This window comes from Paenibacillus chitinolyticus (assembly GCF_045038035.1).
Classification (GTDB): domain Bacteria; phylum Bacillota; class Bacilli; order Paenibacillales; family NBRC-103111; genus Paenibacillus_F; species Paenibacillus_F chitinolyticus_A.
On record NZ_CP173427.1, the window covers coordinates 4,383,904 to 4,403,396 of the forward strand.

Annotated in this window: 17 protein-coding genes; 1 reads left to right on the top strand and 16 read right to left on the bottom strand. The window is 42.5% G+C overall.

The features are described 5' to 3' along the window. Positions 1-940: 940 nt before the first annotated feature. The 16 genes from ACI48J_RS19800 to ACI48J_RS19875 form a co-directional block, all read right to left on the bottom strand. Positions 941-1,288 (bottom strand): hypothetical protein, encoded by a 348-nt coding sequence (locus tag ACI48J_RS19800; protein ID WP_405079891.1) that lies wholly within the window; start codon positions 1,286-1,288, stop codon positions 941-943. Between the two features lie 37 nt (positions 1,289-1,325). Continuing rightward, on the bottom strand, positions 1,326-6,563 hold the full coding sequence (locus ACI48J_RS19805) for an RHS repeat-associated core domain-containing protein (protein WP_405079892.1): 5,238 nt from the start codon (positions 6,561-6,563) through the stop codon (positions 1,326-1,328). A gap of 12 nt (positions 6,564-6,575) precedes the next feature. Further along, positions 6,576-9,302: a GBS Bsp-like repeat-containing protein gene (locus tag ACI48J_RS19810; protein WP_405079894.1), complete on the bottom strand. Its 2,727-nt coding sequence runs from the start codon at positions 9,300-9,302 to the stop codon at positions 6,576-6,578. Positions 9,303-9,726: 424 nt separating this feature from the next. Beyond that, positions 9,727-12,039, bottom strand: a complete 2,313-nt coding sequence (locus tag ACI48J_RS19815) for a M4 family metallopeptidase (protein WP_405079896.1) — start codon at positions 12,037-12,039, stop codon at positions 9,727-9,729. A 378-nt stretch (positions 12,040-12,417) separates the two neighbouring features. Then, the gene (locus ACI48J_RS19820) at positions 12,418-12,675 is read right to left on the bottom strand and encodes a hypothetical protein (protein WP_405079897.1); all 258 of its coding nucleotides are present in this window, start codon (positions 12,673-12,675) and stop codon (positions 12,418-12,420) included. Positions 12,676-12,788: 113 nt separating this feature from the next. Further along, positions 12,789-13,007: a hypothetical protein gene (locus tag ACI48J_RS19825; protein ID WP_405079899.1), complete on the bottom strand. Its 219-nt coding sequence runs from the start codon at positions 13,005-13,007 to the stop codon at positions 12,789-12,791. Between the two features lie 25 nt (positions 13,008-13,032). Further along, positions 13,033-13,470, bottom strand: a complete 438-nt coding sequence (locus tag ACI48J_RS19830; protein WP_405079900.1) for a hypothetical protein — start codon at positions 13,468-13,470, stop codon at positions 13,033-13,035. Between the two features lie 21 nt (positions 13,471-13,491). After that, positions 13,492-14,067: an Imm64 family immunity protein gene (locus tag ACI48J_RS19835; protein WP_405079901.1), complete on the bottom strand. Its 576-nt coding sequence runs from the start codon at positions 14,065-14,067 to the stop codon at positions 13,492-13,494. 195 nt (positions 14,068-14,262) lie between these two features. Continuing rightward, positions 14,263-14,571 (bottom strand): hypothetical protein, encoded by a 309-nt coding sequence (locus ACI48J_RS19840; RefSeq protein WP_405079902.1) that lies wholly within the window; start codon positions 14,569-14,571, stop codon positions 14,263-14,265. A 171-nt stretch (positions 14,572-14,742) separates the two neighbouring features. Then, entirely contained in the window at positions 14,743-15,057 is a 315-nt protein-coding gene (locus ACI48J_RS19845; protein ID WP_405079903.1) for a hypothetical protein, read from the bottom strand. Between the two features lie 210 nt (positions 15,058-15,267). Then, entirely contained in the window at positions 15,268-15,456 is a 189-nt protein-coding gene (locus tag ACI48J_RS19850; RefSeq protein ID WP_405079904.1) for a hypothetical protein, read from the bottom strand. 133 nt (positions 15,457-15,589) lie between these two features. Next, positions 15,590-15,799 (bottom strand): hypothetical protein, encoded by a 210-nt coding sequence (locus tag ACI48J_RS19855; protein ID WP_405079906.1) that lies wholly within the window; start codon positions 15,797-15,799, stop codon positions 15,590-15,592. 16 nt (positions 15,800-15,815) lie between these two features. Then, on the bottom strand, positions 15,816-16,304 hold the full coding sequence (locus ACI48J_RS19860) for an immunity 26/phosphotriesterase HocA family protein (RefSeq protein ID WP_405079907.1): 489 nt from the start codon (positions 16,302-16,304) through the stop codon (positions 15,816-15,818). A gap of 501 nt (positions 16,305-16,805) precedes the next feature. Next, positions 16,806-17,006 carry a hypothetical protein gene (locus tag ACI48J_RS19865; protein ID WP_405079909.1) on the bottom strand — a complete coding sequence of 67 codons (201 nt, stop codon included), beginning with the start codon at positions 17,004-17,006 and terminating at the stop codon, positions 16,806-16,808. Between the two features lie 254 nt (positions 17,007-17,260). After that, positions 17,261-17,437, bottom strand: a complete 177-nt coding sequence (locus ACI48J_RS19870; RefSeq protein WP_405079910.1) for a hypothetical protein — start codon at positions 17,435-17,437, stop codon at positions 17,261-17,263. Positions 17,438-17,803: 366 nt separating this feature from the next. Beyond that, positions 17,804-18,091, bottom strand: a complete 288-nt coding sequence (locus ACI48J_RS19875) for a hypothetical protein (protein WP_405079912.1) — start codon at positions 18,089-18,091, stop codon at positions 17,804-17,806. A 474-nt stretch (positions 18,092-18,565) separates the two neighbouring features. On the opposite strand from ACI48J_RS19875, the gene ACI48J_RS19880 reads away from it, so the two are divergent. After that, entirely contained in the window at positions 18,566-19,387 is an 822-nt protein-coding gene (locus tag ACI48J_RS19880; RefSeq protein WP_405079914.1) for an SDR family NAD(P)-dependent oxidoreductase, read from the top strand. Positions 19,388-19,493 lie beyond the last annotated feature (106 nt).

Genomic DNA, 19,493 nt, shown 5'->3' on the forward strand with positions numbered 1-19,493 from the left:
ATCAAAAATATGGAGCACTCCCTTTTTTAATATTCGATAAAGTAAGCTTGTCTACTTTTCTATTATCTACTTTATTCCTAATATATCCAATGAATTTCTCAAAATGAAGTGCTTTTCCTGCAAAAATAAATCAATATTTCTTATCTTAAAAAGCCACGTATCTACAAAACAAAAAGCAGCATGTGATGGGCTAAGGTATCGATTCATGTTCGAAAGTGAGTAGGTAAAAAAGAAAGACCATGAAAGATATCCTCATGGTGAATTACAAGGTAATTATCAAAGAGGTTTTGACGATTTTGGTTACCAAGAATTTTTAGAGGTTGATGAAAACACTATCTCACACGAAATATTATTTGCCTCGGGAGCACAAGTTTTGATTCACTTTCAGAGAGATTCAATTCGGATTTCTCAAATAAAAATTGTAATGTAGGCATGCTTGGCGATACATGGAGCGCATCCGCAGATCTTGAGTAAGTGTAGATCGGAGTGGTTTATTTGAATTAAAGAGAATTTTGTTCTGTGGTGAACCTGAGAGGTAATATCTCCCATATTCATTTCTTGCCAAAGTTCTTTTTTAAAATATTTCATTTAAAATACTCCTTCCACCTTAAAAATAATTTTTGGAAGACGTAATAGAACTATTGGTGTGTATATGCCTTTTGGCGATTCCTTTCTGGCAAGTCCTCATCAAAAGTAAGTTAGCTGTATAATATTTACTGTTTTTATCCAAAGAATTAATTACGTCCTGAGCTAGAGCCCAATTTTCAGTATAAAGTTTAATTTGATTTCTTACACTATCGGGAAGATAAACATCACTTGATTTTTCATGCCCACTCGGATCCACATGCGTTCCTAATTTATAAAGCGTTCCAACTCTTTAACATTGTTAAATCAAGATAAAAAACCACAATACGAGATTAAATCGCATTGTGGTTTAAAATTATTTCAATTCAGATTGGAATATCCATTTTTCCTCAAACCCACCTTCAAGTGTAGCCGGGTTCTTTCCGTGAATATCATTTAGAACGTTTATCCCTCTATACCAGGCTAGAAGTTCGGAATCAACATTGTTTTTTTTATAGATTATTCGGTAAATAATATTACTCTTATTAAAATCATTTTTAAATGCACTAGTTTCTGGCGCTACACGCTCAATCTTTAGTACAATACCACCCTTTTTAGAAATAACCGTCTTAATTTCTTCTTCATGCTGCTTTTCTAAAGCATTTAAACCAATAACTAATACCACCGCAACTATTCCTAAAAGGGATACGATAATAATTGCCATCCACCTGGTTAATTTACTTTTAAAGATCATAAAAAAATTACCACCCCTTTCCTCCCAGCATATTATCCCATTCTGCATAGCTTGGTGCTCCGTTATAGGAAGGATATATTGTAATAATATCATTAGGCGTTATATTAAATGGCAATTCCGGAGGAATATAACTATATTCTTTTTCAAAAGAACCTCCAAGCGGTATTAAATCCATACTAATACCACCACCTAATCCTATCCCCTGACTAATCTCAACATATTTCTGATCAGATTTATAAGTAAATTCACCCAATAATATTTTACCACCTGAGACATTCCCATTAGTAGTAGTAGAATTCATTTCCCCTTTTAAGTCACTTGAAATGGTATGATTAATCATTAAACCACCACTCATTCCAACAGTACTTCCAGCGCTACCGGTGAAATAAAACTTTACTACGTTACCCTTTACTTCTACACCAAACTTGCCACCAATAAATACACTTGCCGATCCTTCCAATTTAATCGACACAGAATCTGCAACTTTGTGACCAGATCTTATTTTATTCGCCCAGGCACTCATACTAGCTTGATATTTTTCCCATGTGCTTACATCATTACATCCCGAGCATGTTAACCCTGTTTTATTTCCTGCATTTATTGTATCTATATACCTTTGAGCATTCCACCAATTATTTTGTGCTGTTTGTATATATGATTTGGGATTCTGACTTTTGGTAGGCATAGGCAATGCAGCACCAAAACTATCTTTCATATGCCCACTCGGATCTCTATACTTTAGCGGATTATTCTCCACATACGTATACAAATTCAAACTCAGCGGATTAATCAGCTTTCCTCCAAACGTATCCTCGTTAATAAACCGTCCCAGATTCGGATCGTACCACCGAGCGCGAAGATACTGAAGTTTGGTCGCATTATCCCAGTATTCACCTGAGTATCGGAAGTTATTAGGCACGGTCTCTTTCTCGGTTACCGGATTTCCCCAAATATCATAGGTGTACTCATTCAATACATTGCCGTTCGAATCTCTCAATGCAACGACATCGCCATGACCGTTTAGCGTATAGTATTCGAGCCCCGTATTTGCGGTCATCGGTTTACGCGCCAAAATGCTTCCAGCCGGAGAATAAATATATTGGTACACGGGAGTTATTGTTCCATCTGTCCCCACTTCCGCTTCGCGAATCAAGTGCTGGGAATCATCATAATAATAACGGATGGTTTTACCGTTTTCCGTACGCTCATAAAGGAGCCCGTCCCCATTATACCGGTAGCTGACTTCTTTCCCGTCGGCAGTCACTACTTTCTTCAACCGGTCCCGATCATCGTAGGTGTACGTGGATCCACTCTCGCTTAATTTACGGTCCGTCATGAGAGAAGCCCGGTTGCCGCGGTTATCATACTCGTACGTTTCATTAAACTGGCTCGATGTTTTGACCCGATTGAGTGCATCATACGAGTAGGTCGAAGCGGTTCCCAGTTCGGTTTTTTCCGTAATATTACGGTTGGTATCGTATTTATAACCGAACGCACCCAGAGTCGCATTTTGCTTCTGATTCTGTAATCCCGTCATATTAAACCCGTCATAGGTGTATACCGTTTGCAGACCGTTACTCAGATTGGACTGCTGAAGAAAACCATTCTTCTTGTATTGATATTGAACAGTGCCGGCTATCGTTTCGTTACCGGAAGTTTTGTCCTTTATCTGGAGGCCAACGATGCGGTTGCGTTCATTATAGGTGTAGGTCTGTCCGACATCGCTGATTGCATCGGTCCGCTGGCCTTGAATATCGTAAGCATAGTCAATTTTATAGGCATCCGGATACTGAATTGAAACTAGTTCACCCTTAGGGGAGTACTGGTAAGATGTAGTTCCCGTCGCATCGACCAAGCTTTTACGTTTCCCGGCTTTATCGTATGTGTATGAGATACTTTCTTCCGGCGTCTGGTCTTTAATAAGCCAGTTCCGGTTGTTGTATTCATACTCCCGTACAGTCCCTTTAGGATCGACTTTTTTAATCATATTGCTGTTTAAATCGTAGTACGTTGTTTCCGTCTGGCCTTGCGGTTGAATCTTTTGAATCTGCCGTCCGATCTCGTCGTATTTCTTACGCTGCACGCTGCCGTCTGCGTAACGAAGCTCAATAAGGTTACCGGCCAAGCTGTAGGTATACTGTGTGCTGTTCATATCCGGATCGGTTACCGCAACAAGTCGGCCCAACAAATCGTATTTGTACGTGCTTTGTTTACCGTTTCCATCCGTCTTGCTGACTAGATTTCCTGCAAAATCGTAGGAAACTTTCCCCAACTCTACAGCGCCACTGCTTTTAACTTCTTCGCTCTTGATCACTCTTCCAAGAGTATCGTACGTTTCTCTTATAGAGTTATTTTCCTCATCTGTGGATGTCTTTGTCCGACCGACATCATCATACGATGTTACAGAGCTTGATCCGTCAGGGAAACTCGTTTTTATGTTTCTTCCCCATGCATCATAAGTATAGCTCGTCTGATTCTCCTTGGCATCCTTACTCCAGATCGTTCTTCCAAAAAGATCGTAACCGTACGCAGCGAATCCTCTGCCGAGTGTTTCACGAGTCTTTAACCCGAGGGGGTTAAATTCCTGAATACTTTGTTCTCCATTAACGTCGGTCAAAGTAATTTTATTGTTCGCGTCGTCATAAGTAATGCTCGCTTCACTTGAATCTACACCGGTCTCCCTTGTGATCCGTCCCAACTTATCGTACCGGTATGTTGTTGCATACCCTTTGGGGTCGGTCAATTTCGTTAATGCGCCCGTGGATTTGTCATATTCCATTTGCTGAACAATCGCGGAAACTTCCCCATCGGCATTCGTAACGTTTACGGACTGCTTGGTAAGATAAGCACCGTTATATTGGGAGCCGAATTCTTGCGTAATGACGCTGTCTTTTTCCGTATCTTTAACGGTCACAGTCGTCATATTTCCATATCCGTCATACCCGTAATTCACTTGCTGCTTCAGAGCGCCAGTGGCTTGATTTTCTTTAACCGTTAGCTGAGTCACGCTGCCCTGTGTGTTTCGGAGGATTTCCGAATACGCATTCAAACCGCTGCTGACAGGCACCAAGCTTGACACTAATAAATGCGAAGTCGCATCATAACTATTGGTAGTCGTGTTATTCAGCGGATCTGTCTCTGTCAGAACATTACCGTAATCGTCATAGGTCCGTTTAACGGTAACCGGGGAGCTGGAACTGCCTCCGTTTACAGCTGTTGTGGTCACCTCGATCGGAACGGGTAAATTGCGTTTCTCATCAAAGGTTTGCTTGGTGACACGTTTTTCCGCCCCTGCTTGAGAACCAACTTCCGTGTTGTAGAATACATCCGGCAGCAGGTCATTCATGTATTTCTTCTTATAGGTGAAAGTCGTTTCAGTAAGAGCATTTTTTACAGTGGTGGAGAAAATGTTATCGCGGGAATACCTGCCTCTGTAGTTCCCATCATAAATATACGTACTTGCATTTGACTTCTGGGACGTTCCATCTACATAATCCACAATATCTTCCTTACTGGTTGCCCGGAAAACATCTTCGGCAGCAGTCGGACCGGTATAGCCCCAGAAATTATTATAATCGTAAACGGACCTGGCGCCGGTAGGATGAATAATTTGTTTCAAGAGGGCAATATAATTCTCTCCCTCCTTATATTGTACGTAGTCAAAACGACTGGCTCGGATGTCATAGGAGTAACGCGTTGTTCTTCCTTCAGGATCAACCACCGCGTTCAATAAATCTTTGTTCCCCTTCGCATCCTTGCCCTTAATTAGTTTTACCTGCCTATCTCCATAATGAACGATAACTTCGGAAGAAGAGTAAGAAATATTGATTTCGTTGGCAGCAGCGTCTCTGACCTTCGTTAATACTTGGCCGTACGGATCAACATAGGAATATTCAAATTGCGTTGAATTTTTATAACGATCGGAAATTTGGATGAGTTTTCCGTTACTAAAGTAATACGAAATACCATCCAAGGTAGTGAGTACATCGTCGGATGTTTTCCCCCCTACAATCACCGAAATATCACGCGTAAGTGTGAGATCTTTCCACGGATAGCCCTTGAGCGTTTTATCATCGTTAATTTCATAAGACGCTCCGCCGGGTATGTGCATGTACCGTTTATCACCCTTTGTTTCAATGAAAGGAAGATCCCAGCGCCACCCTTCACCTAGAGGTTCCAGTGGTTTATCGGACGGTTTATTATAGTATCCTTCATTCAAATAGACAGGTATCTCATCATAAGCGTTATTAATTCTCCCTGTAGGGAAAAGCTTGGCTCTAAACGGAGCTCCATTCAGCTCGAAATGATAGGTATAAATAGGTTCATCCGTGTCTTTATTTCGTTTCGGAAACTGAAGCTGCACAATTTTTCTTTCTTCATCTTGTCCGTACTCTATTTTATCTTTTTGAACAAAAGGAGAAAACCATGTTGTCGTATCACCGCGATATTGAAAATTCGCAACTTTATCAAATGTAAACTCGTAGAGATAATCAATCTGATTCCCTTCTATTTTTTCCACAACAGCCAGTAATTCCGGGTAGTAATTTACTTGAAAAAATGCCGTATAAAAAGGTTCGGACTTATAATACAATGCCGAAGAGCTGTCGTAAATTCGTCTCAAAGGAAATGAGAGACCGTTTCTTCCAGGTAAAGTGAAATCATTCGCCTGTAGTTGCAAGGCCCCTGTTAATGTAGATACGTCTGCACTGCCTGAAGAAACCAGATAAGGAGCCTGATCCGCCTTCATTCCTTCTCGTTGTACCGCAATCTTGTCATAGGTTGTAGGAAGTACGCCAGTAGCCATCAACCTCAGCCCATAGGTATCCGTCGTTACCGTAGGAAGCTCTTGATAGGTAGCATCCGTCACGCTGTAGGTATCGCTCGTGACCGTATCTTCACTTGGCTTGCTATCATAATTCAGCTCGTCAAGACGCTGTTTCACGGCCGGATTTAACTCGTTAATAATGTCCGCATAAGCTCTTCCGGACTCTTGCTGCAGCTGCAGAGCTTTATAAATCTCCGTTAACTGGTATCCTTTGTTCAGCTCGGCCATCAAGAAATCTTCGGTTACGCCAAAACGGTCACTCAGCCAAGAAACCGTGAGAACTTGTTGTCCAACCGCAGCCTCTTGCCCTTTAGCTTGTATATGGCTTGCAGAAACTGCCGCTGAAGCGTAGTAAGGAAACAGCGTACTTACAGCTATTACAATAATCATAATTTGACTTAATATTTTTTTAGCCACCATGCTCTCTCCTTATCAATCCGATGTTACTTTTACTTTTACCCTCTCGAAAATCGTTCCCATATTTCCATCTCCATCAAAAACATTCACGTTGGTTACATAAATCCCTCTCTCGTAACGATGATCTTTGAACGTTACAGTAACTTTCCAACTGGTATCGGAAACTTTAATTCCTTCCGAATAGACGATGTCATCCGTTCCGTCGTATTCGGTCCAAGTAGGAAAGCTGACTCTTTTGATATCCGGGCCAAGTCCATCCACGTAAATATCGTAAGAAATCTTATAAACGCTTATGGATTCAGGCGCCCGGACTGTCGCCGTGGATGGAGCCACCTCCGTAATACTTTCAGCCATTTTGGCCCCGTCGACGAAAATATCGGTCAAATACTTGCCTGTTTCATTGGAATGCTGGTAGAAAGGAACCGTGGCTTTCCAGACACCGTTGGATATTTTTTTGCCGAGAATTGTCCTAAGATCGTCTTTCCCGTTGCGCTCGGTCCACGTCGAAAATTCAACTTTTTGTGCATTTTGAGGAGCGCCGTATACAACAATCGGGTAAGCAGGGTTGGAAAGATTAGTAGTGGGCGGGGCAGACACAGACAGATTCGCTTTCGTATTGCTTGAAGCGAATCCGATTTTATTGCCTTCGGCATCCACGGAATAAATATGTGTAATATAGTTTCCGGTATCGCTGTTGTGTTTCGCGAACGGAACTGTGATCTTCCACGTATGAGCGGATACTTTAGTTCCTTCCGGCCAAGGATTCTCCAGATCATCCTGCCCGTTGTTCTCGCTCCACGTAGGGAAAAGCACTTTGTTGACCTGATCGCTTACGCCATCCACAACTATTTCATAAGAACCGGCTGTTATATTTACATCTGAAGGTGCGCGTACGACTGCTGCCGTTGGAACCACCATTGTCGCGCTTTGTCCGAGAAGCTTGCCGTCCGTATAAACATCGGTTAGATAATTTCCCGCTTCACTATTATGACTTGTGAACGGAACTACCCCTTTCCAGACACCTTCAGCCAGCTTTTTCCCTTGTACGGTTTTAAGATCATCTTTGCCGTTTTGTTCCGTCCAAGTTTGAAATTCTACTTTCTGAGTGCCGTTTGGAATATCGTAGACCAGAACTTCATAAGAAGGAGCTGTCATATTCACTTTTGGTGGCGCAGCAATCTGCGAAGTTTGTATGATTTTTACGTCATCCACATCCAGACTAATGCCTTCTCTTCCGCCGATAGCAAACCGGATGATCACATCTTTTGTATTTTCTTTAGTCGTAAATGAATTCATGTTTTTATGCCACTGTAAATCACCGTTTGTATAGGTTTTATGGATTTCATTAATAGTGGTCCCGGCTGCATCCAATTCAAGTATGGTGAATTCCGCACGCTCTCCGGAAGATGCCGCCTGTTCCTTGCCGATCAAGTTTCCATTCTCATCATGCTGATATTTCTGCGATTGGCCATTGGACAAAATCACGTTGTTAATCCTTCCTGAAGCATCGTACACATAAGTAGTTGCTCCCTTTTTCATTCCGTGCCGCATAAAAGCTTGCACTTCATAGGAAGTTTTGCCGATCACACTAATTTTGTCGGAAGCGGCATAGTGAATAGAACTTGCATCACCCGTACCATTGTTTAGACGGTATATATATTTGCCGTTTATCTCCTCGTTAGGCGTGCGGTTAGCATACGGGTTCTTGCTGTTTCCGTTTCGCCAGTTATTTTCCCAGAAATCCGGAACATTGGTTCCATTCACATCATCTTCAAAGCTTCCGTTTAACACATAAGGTTTCTTCTCTATATCGATTTTGCCGTTGTAGGTTGCACCTACGGTCCCCCATTCCCCGTTCTTGGCAGTAACATTAATCCCCGTATACGTTCGTGAAGGAATCTTGTCGGAAACAAGCCCCCATTGCAATTTCCAATTCTGGGTTGTTGCGGTATTCGTTAAAGTAACGGATTTTGTTACACCCTCGATAGTCGCGCTGACCGTAATCGAATCGTTATCCGGGTCGCTCACAGTACCGGACAAAGTGATGGCTGAGGTTCCGTCATTTTTTACATACTGGTCGCTATTATCGACAGACAAAGCAGGCAGCACATTCAACATAGCGGAGTAATAAAAACGGCCATTATACGCAATGGCTCTTGAATTTGTCAGATCCGTGAATCTATCCGTTAAATTTTGGTCTCCCGCTTGGCTTTTTGTATTTACGGTATTATCCTTATTTTGGGTGAATTTATAACCTTCGCTGATAGATATAGATTTGGCATTAGCCGTGTTCGGAAAATAGGTAGTTCTGTCTTCGATGCCGTTAGGGTTTCCTTTTGCATCATTAATGTAATAAGATTTACATAAAACCGTTCCATCTCTATAGAGTGCATAAAAGTAAGATCTATCCGTAGCGATAGAAATGGCATTCGTTAAATCCGGAAATTTCCATGTCCAGTCTTCAATTCCGCCGGGATTTCCTTTGGCGTCATTAATGTAATAAGATTTCGCATGGACAGTTCCGTTACTATATAAAGCTAGAAAATAGCCGCCATAGGCCGTAATCGTTTTAGCGTTTGTTAAGTTGGGAAATTTGTCCGTATGGTCCTCGATCACCCCTGTATTGTATTCTTTCCCGATCACTTGAAGCGGGATGATAGCATGAGTTTTTATAGGAAAACTCAGTAAAACTAAAAATAAACTCAACAGCAATCCGCTAGTCAATCCTATTATTTTTCTCATTTTGAATTGATAACTCCCCAAAGTATTTTTTCTGCAATTGAGTCCGACAAGTCAAACAAACTTTTAGCGCTTTCAAATTCAATCATAAGTTCCAATTATTTATCAATATAACCACTACTTTCTGTTTAAAATACACATACCAGCATATTATCGGCTGTAAATATCTCGAATTACTTAGCTTTTTTTATCGTAATTTGTTAATTAATGACGTAATTCATAAAATTATAGTTATTAATAAAATATTTTGACGTATGATATGGACACACCGATCATGATCTTCTCACTAGTTGAAGTCCCAAAATCCGAGGCAGGCAAGAAGCCGTAAAAAAGCGGCCTCTCCCCGGTTGGATTCCGGGAAAAGGCCGCCTCTAAAACATTATTCACTTATAAGCAAAACGCGACTTCGATATGGCATAAAGTTTTCTTAACTAACGACTGCCCACAAAGCCGGAACGATAGCCGGTTCCCAGCCTGGCATTGCCGTATGAGCCTGGAGCGCTCTGTAGGTCTTCCCTTGATAAGTGACGAGATCGTTGACTTGGTAGCTCGTATATGCGGCCCATGCAGCAGCGCCGGAACCTGTATCCGTCACGACGGTCACCGCGTTGCTCGCCGGCGATACGTTGCCTGCGGCGTCTCTCGCTTTGACGGTGAAGGTGTAGGACGTTCCGCCCTGCAAGCCGCTGACGGTCGCGCTCGTGCCTGTCACTGTAGCGGCAAGCGTCGAGCCGTTGTACACGTCATAGCCGGCTACGCCCACATTATCCGTCGACGCGCTCCACGACAAAGATACACTGCTGGACGTTTTGCCTGCCGCCACCAGATTGCCCGGAGCCGTAGGCGGCTGCGTATCCGTCGGGTCGGTCGACGAGCTGGTCGTCACCGTCACCGCGCTGCTCGCCGGAGATACGTTGCCGGCCGCATCCTTCGCTTTCACCGTGAAGGTGTACGCCGTGGCGGGGCTCAGACCGCTGACGGTCGCGCTTGTGCCGGAGACGGATGCCGCAAGCACAGAGCCTCTGTACACGTCATAGCCGGTCACGCCCACATTATCCGTCGACGCGCTCCACGACAAGGTTACGCTGCTCGAAGTCTTGCCTGTCGAGACCAGATTCGCCGGTGCCGACGGCGCTTGCGTATCTTGAGCCGGCGGAGGGCTTCCGACGCCGACAGCGGCATAGGCCGCTTTTACCGAGTTAACCTGGGCCGAGTTGGCACCGAAAAGATCGGTGGCCGAGCTGATAGCCGCTTGACGCATGGCCGCAAAATTGGATGTGCTCGTCAAGTAGTAAGTAAGCGCTTTATATACGATCTTGGCAGCATCGCCGCGGCCGATGCCGGTTACGCTGACGCCGCGGTGCGTACCGCCCTGGGCCAGCAGGTAAAACGCTTTGTTGGGAATGCCGCTGTTTGTATGCACGCCGCCGTTATCGTCGGACCCCCGGTAAATGTTGCTGTAATGGTCCGGCTGATTGAACAGAGGCGGATTTTCCATCGAGCGCAGCGCATCGCCTGGGATGGACGGCGTATAGATGTCATCCCCGATCAGCCAGTTCTTTCCTTGGATGGTGTTGCCGAAAACATCCGAGATCGACTCGTTCAGCGCGCCGGACTCTCCTTGATAAATAAGTCCCGCCGTTTTCTCGGTAATTCCGTGCGTCAACTCATGGCCGATGACATCGAGATCGCCGGAGAACGCGCGGAATGTCGTGCCGTCGCCGTCACCGTATGCGATTTGCGTTCCGTTCCAGAAGGCGTTGTTATAGCGGCTTCCGTAGTGTACCGTCGACCTGATGGCCATTCCTCTGCCGTCCAGGCTGTCGCGGTTAAAATTATTTTTAAAATAATCATAGACGACTCCCGCATAAGCATGCGCATCGACAGCCGCCGGGTCCGTCCACACGTTGTCCGTATCCCTCATCAGCGTTCCCGGAAGCGATTGGGTATTGCCGGCCGTGTAAGTAACGATACCGCCTCCGCGCGTCGTATCCTGCATCACGTATTGGGTGCCGCTTTGCGTTGTTGTAAACGTTTTCGTATCGCCAAGCACGCCGACGCCCGTACCGGTCGCATGGTCCAACATGCCGTACTGGTTCACGATTTTGCCCGTTGCCGCATCGATAAAATACGTTTCGCGCTGCGGGGAAGGCTCAAGCACATTCACTTCCGTGATGTACACCAGCAAGTTCTGCCCTTTGACCGGATAGAAGTTCAGCTCCGCCTGCTGCTCCCGCTGCTGGGCGCCCAGCTTGCCGATCCGTTTCTCCATATCCTTGTTCGCGATCGCAATCGCCTTTTCTGCGCTGATCTTCGGCGCGATAGCGGTGAGTGACTGCTGGCCGTTGTCGGCAACCGTACTGCCCAAATACGCCGAGACGTTGCCCTGCTTGTCAAAATGAAGCGTCTGGTCCGTGCCGAACACCGGAATTCCCTGGATGTACTGCTTCAGACGCACATGCTGGGTTCCCGTCTCGGCGTCCGTCGCCTGATCCGTAATCCGGATGCTTTGCTCCGCATCGCCCGTCAGGTTCAAAATCCCCTTCTTGGCGTTCAGGTAAGCCCACACCTTCGCTTCCAGCGACGCCCCCTGTGGAGCAATCCACTTCTCCCCGATAAAACGCGGAGCGGCCAAATCAGCCGGAGAACCCGATGCGGAATTGCCGGAGGCTGCGCCTACCGGAATTGCGGACAACGCCATTATCGTGCTCAAAACAATTACGGATAAACTCTTTTTCATTCATCATTCATCTCCCATCATTTTTTTACTTGCAAGGTTCTTCAACCCCGTTATGATAACGCTTTCAAAACACTCCCCTTTCAAAAAGCCCATTGTCTCAAATCTCTATGTTGGTTAAACTGGATGCACACATGGAATGGAACAAAAAAACAGCCCCTTCAAATCGTTAGTCAACACCGGCTGTAATTTTGTTGGTAAATATGTAATTATTATGTTATTTTCACAATTTCATCATACTATCGGTTTTACGAGTTGTCAATTGACCGAAGGTTAATTTTCGAGAAAAAATTTTTGAGATGAGGGGGAATATTTTTAAAAGACAGCGGCCGTTTGAGGCTGTAAAACCTGCCAGATCTAGAAGATGTACGAATAGCTGGCCTACAAACAAAGATGCATAATCTTTTTCGCGACTTCTAGTGTTTGTTCGCTTTGTGTATAAAAACCTTCAAATGTTTTGCTAAATATTTCGTTTATTTTATCTCTTAATGCAAGAAGAGTCAGTTCGGTCTTGTGTTCGTTTATAAATTCAATAATGGATCTGATTTCTAAAGAATACTCATCGTCCAGTAAGGGTTCGATCTCAATAGGGTTCCATTCATTAATAACTTCTTGGATTTTGTAAAAATTCGCAGGCAATGTTTCTCCTCCTCGGAAAGGCAGCAATCGAAAATAAACTCTCGTTCAAGATGCTTGATTGCTTTGTTTGTTTATAAACCCCCTACCAGAATAGCCAATATCTATAGCCTTACTCAATCTTCAAGTCCGCTAGAACCCAAGAAACCTTCCTCCCATTCATTTTTATCCACTTGATATTCATCAATATAAAAATCTTCCGGATATTCTTTAAAGCCAGGCAATTCTTTGTATTTATGTACTACCTCTTCAGCCTTATCTCTAGTAGAAATTATTTTTGTACTTTCATTTTGGTTTATTTCATAACTATGTTGCAATAAAAAAACTGATTTCATGGTCATTCTCCCCTTTTAGTTTTATTCAAAATCTCTGTACTCTAATCTTTTTAAATAAAGATAATAACAGTGAAATCTCTTCTTTACCGATCATAATATCCGCATCTCCGCCGCGCGTTAGAGATACTACGAGAATAATCGAATGTTCAAAAACATTGACTGCTATAAATCCCTGTCTTTTTAATGACGGCCCGCTGACGTTTATAAAATCGACTGCATACCTTTCTATATGAAAAATATCACTTAAAAGGATGTCATTTGCCTTATCAACTGCTTTTAAAACTCTCTCATACTCTTCGAAAGTTAAATCTATCTCAGCAGTCATTCCATGCTCATAGCTCTCAGAAATACTAACCTCTACATAACCCATCTCGTTCAAGGATACTTTTATAATTCCAGAATGTTCTTCAAAAACAGAATGAATGCTTAAAGAGCCTATTTCTTTGTACGATTTCTTTGTCATTGAACACCTCTCGCCTGATAATTACTCCTGTCTTTCCGTTAATCCGTTAATATGCCAGCTGCTCCTTGTTACCTTCAATTCACCATTCGATAAGTCCGGCCAAAAAGCTAGCGAGTATCTTTCCGGTTTGAATTCTCGTGGAGAGAACTCGATATGTGCTTCAAGGTCACAAAACGCATAATCAAATTGCAATGCCGGATAAATTTCTGCAACAAGCTTTACAACGGTTTCGGTAGCTGTTTCTAATGACTCTTCTGAGTAATCCGGAAGCATTTCACTCTCTCTAAAAGAAACCAGAAAACCAGAATACCCCTCACACTTTTCTATCTCTATTTCAACATTCAAACCTTTAAATGGAACCAGATCGGCAAACAAATCAATGTGCCCGTAATACGATCGTGTGAGCTTTTCAAAGATTGCAGGATCATTATGTGGAAAATCGTACTGAACCCACCGTTCGCCATCCACATCCTCACAGAACTTTACATTTTCAATTCGACCTTCATTCTCAATCAGTAGTTCAATCAACTTCTTCAAATGAGCCTCATTGGCTTCCGTACTACTGTAAACTAAGCCGACATTGATATAACTGCCCAAATAATCCCTCCTGATCCGTTGTGAAACTTAATCGTTAGTTGCCCAGCGATAAAAAGTCCTTAAGATCTCCTCAAGATTTCCACTTTCATGTTTCCAATCTCCATTACAGTGTATGTGTACCACTTCTGTAACCACCTCAAAATCTCCAATTGTCTGCACTCCCTAAGAATTACTCAATTTCGTGCAAGAAAAATTTTATAAAAAATCTTGGTTTAATCGCTTTAACCAATCCGATAATTGAATAACGTTCATTTCTAATTCGTTATAAGTAAAACATTCCTTTCTAAGGATCGGCTCGTCCCAGTTTAAATCCCGTACAATAAAAATCAAAAAACTCTGAGTTCCTAAATACCAACCTACATCTAATGCGTAGTTATTCGGATACCTGACAAAAAACATATCTTCTTGTAAATCGTCATTGTCCCCATGCAATATGATATTGTTATCGATCTTATACTCGTTATATTTAACCAATCCAGGATAAAAATTTATGTTTTCAAACATGACTTCACCTCATACTGCAGATTGCGGTTCACTACTTATTAGAATTCTTTTAAGCTGCGGTATGACCAAATCCAATTTCTCCCCTAAGTATAAATTAAACATATACAAAATATAACAGATATAACACGCCTCATATTCTAATATTTCTTGATCACCTGTGGTTGGTCAAAACTAGCTATTTTCGCGAATATCTCCAAAAATTTGTCTAAGATACGTTAGTAAACGTGTTCTCTTGTCTTGAATGGCTATAGCTTGCTCATTATTCGCATAGATTTCCTGTATCTCAAGTTGAGTGTAGAGGTAGAATAGATAGCCGGCAATTTTCCTGCTAATAACCGGTTCATCCATTATCGCACCTTGTAAATATACTAATTTCTTAAATAGTTCAGCGAACGAATGCTCGTTTATTTCCTTACCTCTGAGTGGAACGATAATTTTCTTCACCAAGTCTGGAATATCGGAATCTAAATTCTCAGATGTGTTCATTTTTATCCTCCCTTTGGCACCAATATCTTACCTATCCTAATTTATAAAGCGCTGCAAGCAAAACAAAAAGGACGGGGTTCTGCTCCATTAAACATGCACCCTAAACATTGTTAAATCAACACAAAAAAACACATTGTATGCAAATCACGATGTGTTTTTTCAAATGAAGTCTAAATTCTACGAAAGAAACAAACAGATTTCTACAAAGACTTATTTAATTACTATACTATCAAAAATGATTATAATTACACCCAATGGTAGAGTGATATAACCTCCTTGCTTAATTTGTTCTGAGTTCTTTATACCAAGTGGTTTTAGTTTTAAAATGAACTTAGGAAACATAATTTGAACCAAACCCATACTTGCAGAAACTGCTCCCAAAATTGTTAGTGGGCCCATGTATTCATACCTCCAATGAACTTAGGTCAAGTTCGATTGGGCTTAACCGCCCGATTCAATCGTCTCTTCCCGCGTGCAGTTCTGACACTGGATTTGCTTTAAACTATCCCTGGCTGCTTGGTTCATTTGATGTTCATAGGCGGCCCTTTTCAATGGCCTCCAGAATTTCTTCGGTTGTGTACGTCTTGTTACCTGCAATGTCCATTTTGGCCTGCCTAATCAGCATTTTTAATTCCTCATCGCTCTCAATTTCCTCCTGAACCCATGTCTTAAATAATTCGGCATTCAAGCCTTCAAGCATTCTGGGCATTTGAAAACCTCCCTGCTTGATATAAATATCCATTATTGCGAATTATCCCTTATAGATTGTGCGGTTGTCCTGAAAGCAATCTGTGTATACCTCGGCCTATTCCTCCGTAGCTTATTAATCCGTAACCAGTAAAAATTTCAGGTTTTTTCTTCAAGACTTCTCCTGTAAGAGAATAGAATTTTTCCCTTGTCATGTCCCAAAATCCGAAATCAATACTTTTCTCTTCGTCCGTAACGATTTCTGAGCCAATCGTCTCAAAATAACCTTGCAACCAACCTTGTTTATTAATAACCATGGGGGGAATTAACAAATTATTGGGATCAAGATTATCCGAAATTTCTTTAGTGTCAGAAGGAGTATTGTAGAGATAAACAAGATACCACCCTTTAAAAAAAGGATTTTTACTCTCCACATTAGCGTTGATCACTTTTCCGAAATAAAAGAGATTTTCTTTCGGTTCCATGACAAAAATGTCTCCATCCTGCGGCTTCTTCCTTGTTCGTTTTAATACACGAAGTTCTGTAAACTCTTCTGACATTACGTTCATCCCCTCTTTCTATAACTTAGCAAAAAGGAAGGCAACATTTGAATTCAATTGCTACTTAAAATTAGTCTGAAATCTATCATCCGAGTCTGTTACATTCTTTCTTTCGCAAGAAACAGCTCTTCACCAAAATGCTGTCTAGCATTATTTTTTCATCGGGCTCCACTAACTCTTAGGGTCCTCGCTCAGAAAGCCTTTCTAGATAAACGTAATTGAAGCTATCTTTACTTATGTTTGATCCAATAGAGCCGTAACTCCCCTTCAAATGTGCTAATAATTCATCGTAGCTTTTTCCCTTACTAACAAAATCCGTAGATTGTGTGTACTCAGATGTATAAATGGGTGGACCAAAAACGGGAGATAAACTAGAACATAACTGCCGTAACCATAATTGCATTGATGCACATTCTACAAATTCTTTCCAGTGAGTATTATGGGTCAACTCAATTAATTTTAAACCAAAAGTTATATCAATATCACAAGGACCACTCATTGTTACATAACCAAATAGCTAATTTCATCTTCTCCGCACATCCACTTCCATTCTTTATTACAAGTTAGTTTTCTTAATCTATAGAAATCGTCTGATGTTTTTATTGTTACTGGCATACTAAACAAACCTTTAGTATTTATTTTATTCTCAAAAATGGCTGTAAAATATCTCCCATCCTGACCCTCCTGTATCTTAAATTGCATTACCTACATCTCCTACACTTAACTTAAATTTCCGTATATCAAGTATAGCCGCGTATCCAGTGGTATTTCTCTAGTTCTTCCTTGATTTCTTTTAGTTCCGAAGTTAACCTTTCAAAAAGAATTTTGTTTTGAGGATCGTTCCTATCTTTAAAGTTTGTGCCGCTCGATTTCCTACCGAAAATTCATATAAAATCTTACCAGAGTCAATAATCCTGTGTTACACCAATTTGCTGCCTATTTTCTTTCATACGTATTTAACTTCTTTCTTTCGCAAGAAACACCTCTTCACCAAAATGCTGTCTGGCATTTTCCTCTAAAGAATTGGGCTCCACCAACTCTTTAGGGTCTTCGCTTAGAAAGGTCATTGTCCCTTCTTCCATATCCTCTTTCTTCCACCAATCAAATGATTCCACTTGCTCTCTGCAATTCATTAACGCTAGATACTCGTTTGAATAATAATTGCACCAAAACACACCGGGCAATCTCAATTCCGGAGTACCTGTGACATGCTGTCGATCTTTTGAAAATCGATGCGTTATATAGCAATATTAACCATTAAATAATTTAATATAATGCTTAAGAATAGAGGTTAACTCTTTCTTTTTTGTAAAAAAACCATGCAAAAATCAGCTTACTCCTCTTCTCCCCCACCGCCTCGAATAAAATAAAGAACCAACAACCTACAATGTTAGTGGACAATGCTTCATTTAGCATTAGGAACTTTTGTCGTATTTTGTAAAATCGAAGCACTTTTTGATGAAGTACAAAAAAAGGCCAACCGGGCTCTCCGGCTGACCTCAATTCCCTAACATCCTACTGAATTTTATAGCCACGCTCTCAGCCTTCCGGCTGTCAAACCAATCGACATCCGACCAGAAATCAACATAATTGTTCATCTGAAGCTGCGTCGTCCGTAATACTTCCTTCGGAATGTCTTCGAACCTGACACGATTGTTCAATAAATCCGAAAGCACCTTAAAGCAGACCATTTCAACTCCGTCGGCGGTCATACCCTTACATAATTCTTTTAAAAGCTCAATTTCCTCGATTTCTTCCGCTGAAAAGTCGATACCGTTCAGTTTCATGAATCTAACCTACTTTTCCAATTTGTATTGGTACAACAAACTCACACCCTTAAATACATAAATACGTGCACATTCGGGACAGCGCCATACGTCGTATTTAGGCTCAAAATCATAGATATCTGCTCCATCGTGCACTTTTTCTTGTATGGAATCCCATTCGTAATCCGTAAAAAGAATCAATTGGATGTCGTTAGGACACCTCGAATTGGATAAATTTTTACCGCAATCGCATCTAAATACGGCCATATGCTGCTCCCCTTTTCTAAAACATCTGCTCTCCCCAGCTTCATGGTTCTCCACCTAGTATAGCATCCTCTGTCACAAAACTGTTTCCTTTCATACATATTTCTGCCAATATCCCCCTCTTTAATTGTGAGCGTTATCATGGAATAATTTAGGTAACGGCAGGATAACCGATCCGCTTCCGAAGCTTCTGAACTGTCCTTGTTCACAATTCAAGGGAGGTGTTGGTTTATGCACAATCCGCTTAAAACGGCCAGCGTAACGGGTGGGGCTTCCGGTATCGGGCGCGCCCTGTGCAAGCAGTTAGCCGCGAAAAACGTCTACGTGGTCATTGCCGACATTCATGCCGCGCAAGGAGAAGAGCTGGCGAAAGAAATCGCCGGTGAGGGAGGTCAGGCACGGTTTGTTCCGCTGGACGTAACGGACGCTTCCCAGGTCCGGAAGGTTATTCAAGAAACGGCCGATGATTTCGGGCGGCTGGATTATTTGTTCAACAACGCGGGAATTTCGATGTACGGGGAATTTCAGGATATGAGTCTGGACGACTGGAATAAAATTGTAGCGGTCAATTTCTGGGGTGTCCTTTACGGCACTCATGCGGCCTATCCCATTATGCGGAAGCAGGGCTTCGGCCATATCGTCAATACGGCATCGGCCGCCGGTCTCGGTCCGACTCCGATGGTGTCCGCTTATACCGCTACCAAGCACGCGGTTGTCGGTTTTTCGACCTCGCTGCACTACGAAGCGGAGCTGTACGGGATTAAGGTCACGACACTTTGCCCTGGACATGTCGATACGGCGATTTACGAGAACGGCTGCGCCATCAATCTCGATAAGGAACGGATCAATGCATCGGTGAAGCAGCGCAAAATGATGAGTCCCGACCGATTCGCCGCCCTGGCTTTGAAAGGGATCGAGAAGAACAAAGTTCTCATCTGCCCGGTCCCGCTCCGCATCACGACGAAAGTGTTCTTCCATCTCTTCCCCGCCATGGAAAGAAAGCTGATGCGGCTGGTCTGCAGAGTGATGAGAGAGGCAAAGCCGGCGAATTAAGCGAATTGAAAAAGATCCTTTTCCATCTAACCCCGGGTTAGTGGAAGAAGGATCTTTTTTGGCGGAAACAGGGTGAGGACTCTTCAAGAGCAACCCGGGTCAAACC

Coding starts and splice junctions, on each gene's coding strand:
- ACI48J_RS19800 (WP_405079891.1), bottom strand. CDS start 1,288: ATGGCAATTATTATCGTATCCCTTTTAGGAATAGTTGCGGTGGTATTA.
- ACI48J_RS19805 (WP_405079892.1), bottom strand. CDS start 6,563: ATGGTGGCTAAAAAAATATTAAGTCAAATTATGATTATTGTAATAGCT.
- ACI48J_RS19810 (WP_405079894.1), bottom strand. CDS start 9,302: ATGAGAAAAATAATAGGATTGACTAGCGGATTGCTGTTGAGTTTATTT.
- ACI48J_RS19815 (WP_405079896.1), bottom strand. CDS start 12,039: ATGAAAAAGAGTTTATCCGTAATTGTTTTGAGCACGATAATGGCGTTG.
- ACI48J_RS19825 (WP_405079899.1), bottom strand. CDS start 13,007: ATGAAATCAGTTTTTTTATTGCAACATAGTTATGAAATAAACCAAAAT.
- ACI48J_RS19830 (WP_405079900.1), bottom strand. CDS start 13,470: ATGACAAAGAAATCGTACAAAGAAATAGGCTCTTTAAGCATTCATTCT.
- ACI48J_RS19840 (WP_405079902.1), bottom strand. CDS start 14,571: ATGTTTGAAAACATAAATTTTTATCCTGGATTGGTTAAATATAACGAG.
- ACI48J_RS19845 (WP_405079903.1), bottom strand. CDS start 15,057: ATGAACACATCTGAGAATTTAGATTCCGATATTCCAGACTTGGTGAAG.
- ACI48J_RS19850 (WP_405079904.1), bottom strand. CDS start 15,456: ATGGGCCCACTAACAATTTTGGGAGCAGTTTCTGCAAGTATGGGTTTG.
- ACI48J_RS19855 (WP_405079906.1), bottom strand. CDS start 15,799: ATGGATATTTATATCAAGCAGGGAGGTTTTCAAATGCCCAGAATGCTT.
- ACI48J_RS19860 (WP_405079907.1), bottom strand. CDS start 16,304: ATGTCAGAAGAGTTTACAGAACTTCGTGTATTAAAACGAACAAGGAAG.
- ACI48J_RS19865 (WP_405079909.1), bottom strand. CDS start 17,006: ATGCAATTTAAGATACAGGAGGGTCAGGATGGGAGATATTTTACAGCC.
- ACI48J_RS19870 (WP_405079910.1), bottom strand. CDS start 17,437: ATGAATTGCAGAGAGCAAGTGGAATCATTTGATTGGTGGAAGAAAGAG.
- ACI48J_RS19875 (WP_405079912.1), bottom strand. CDS start 18,091: ATGAAACTGAACGGTATCGACTTTTCAGCGGAAGAAATCGAGGAAATT.
- ACI48J_RS19880 (WP_405079914.1), top strand. CDS start 18,566: ATGCACAATCCGCTTAAAACGGCCAGCGTAACGGGTGGGGCTTCCGGT.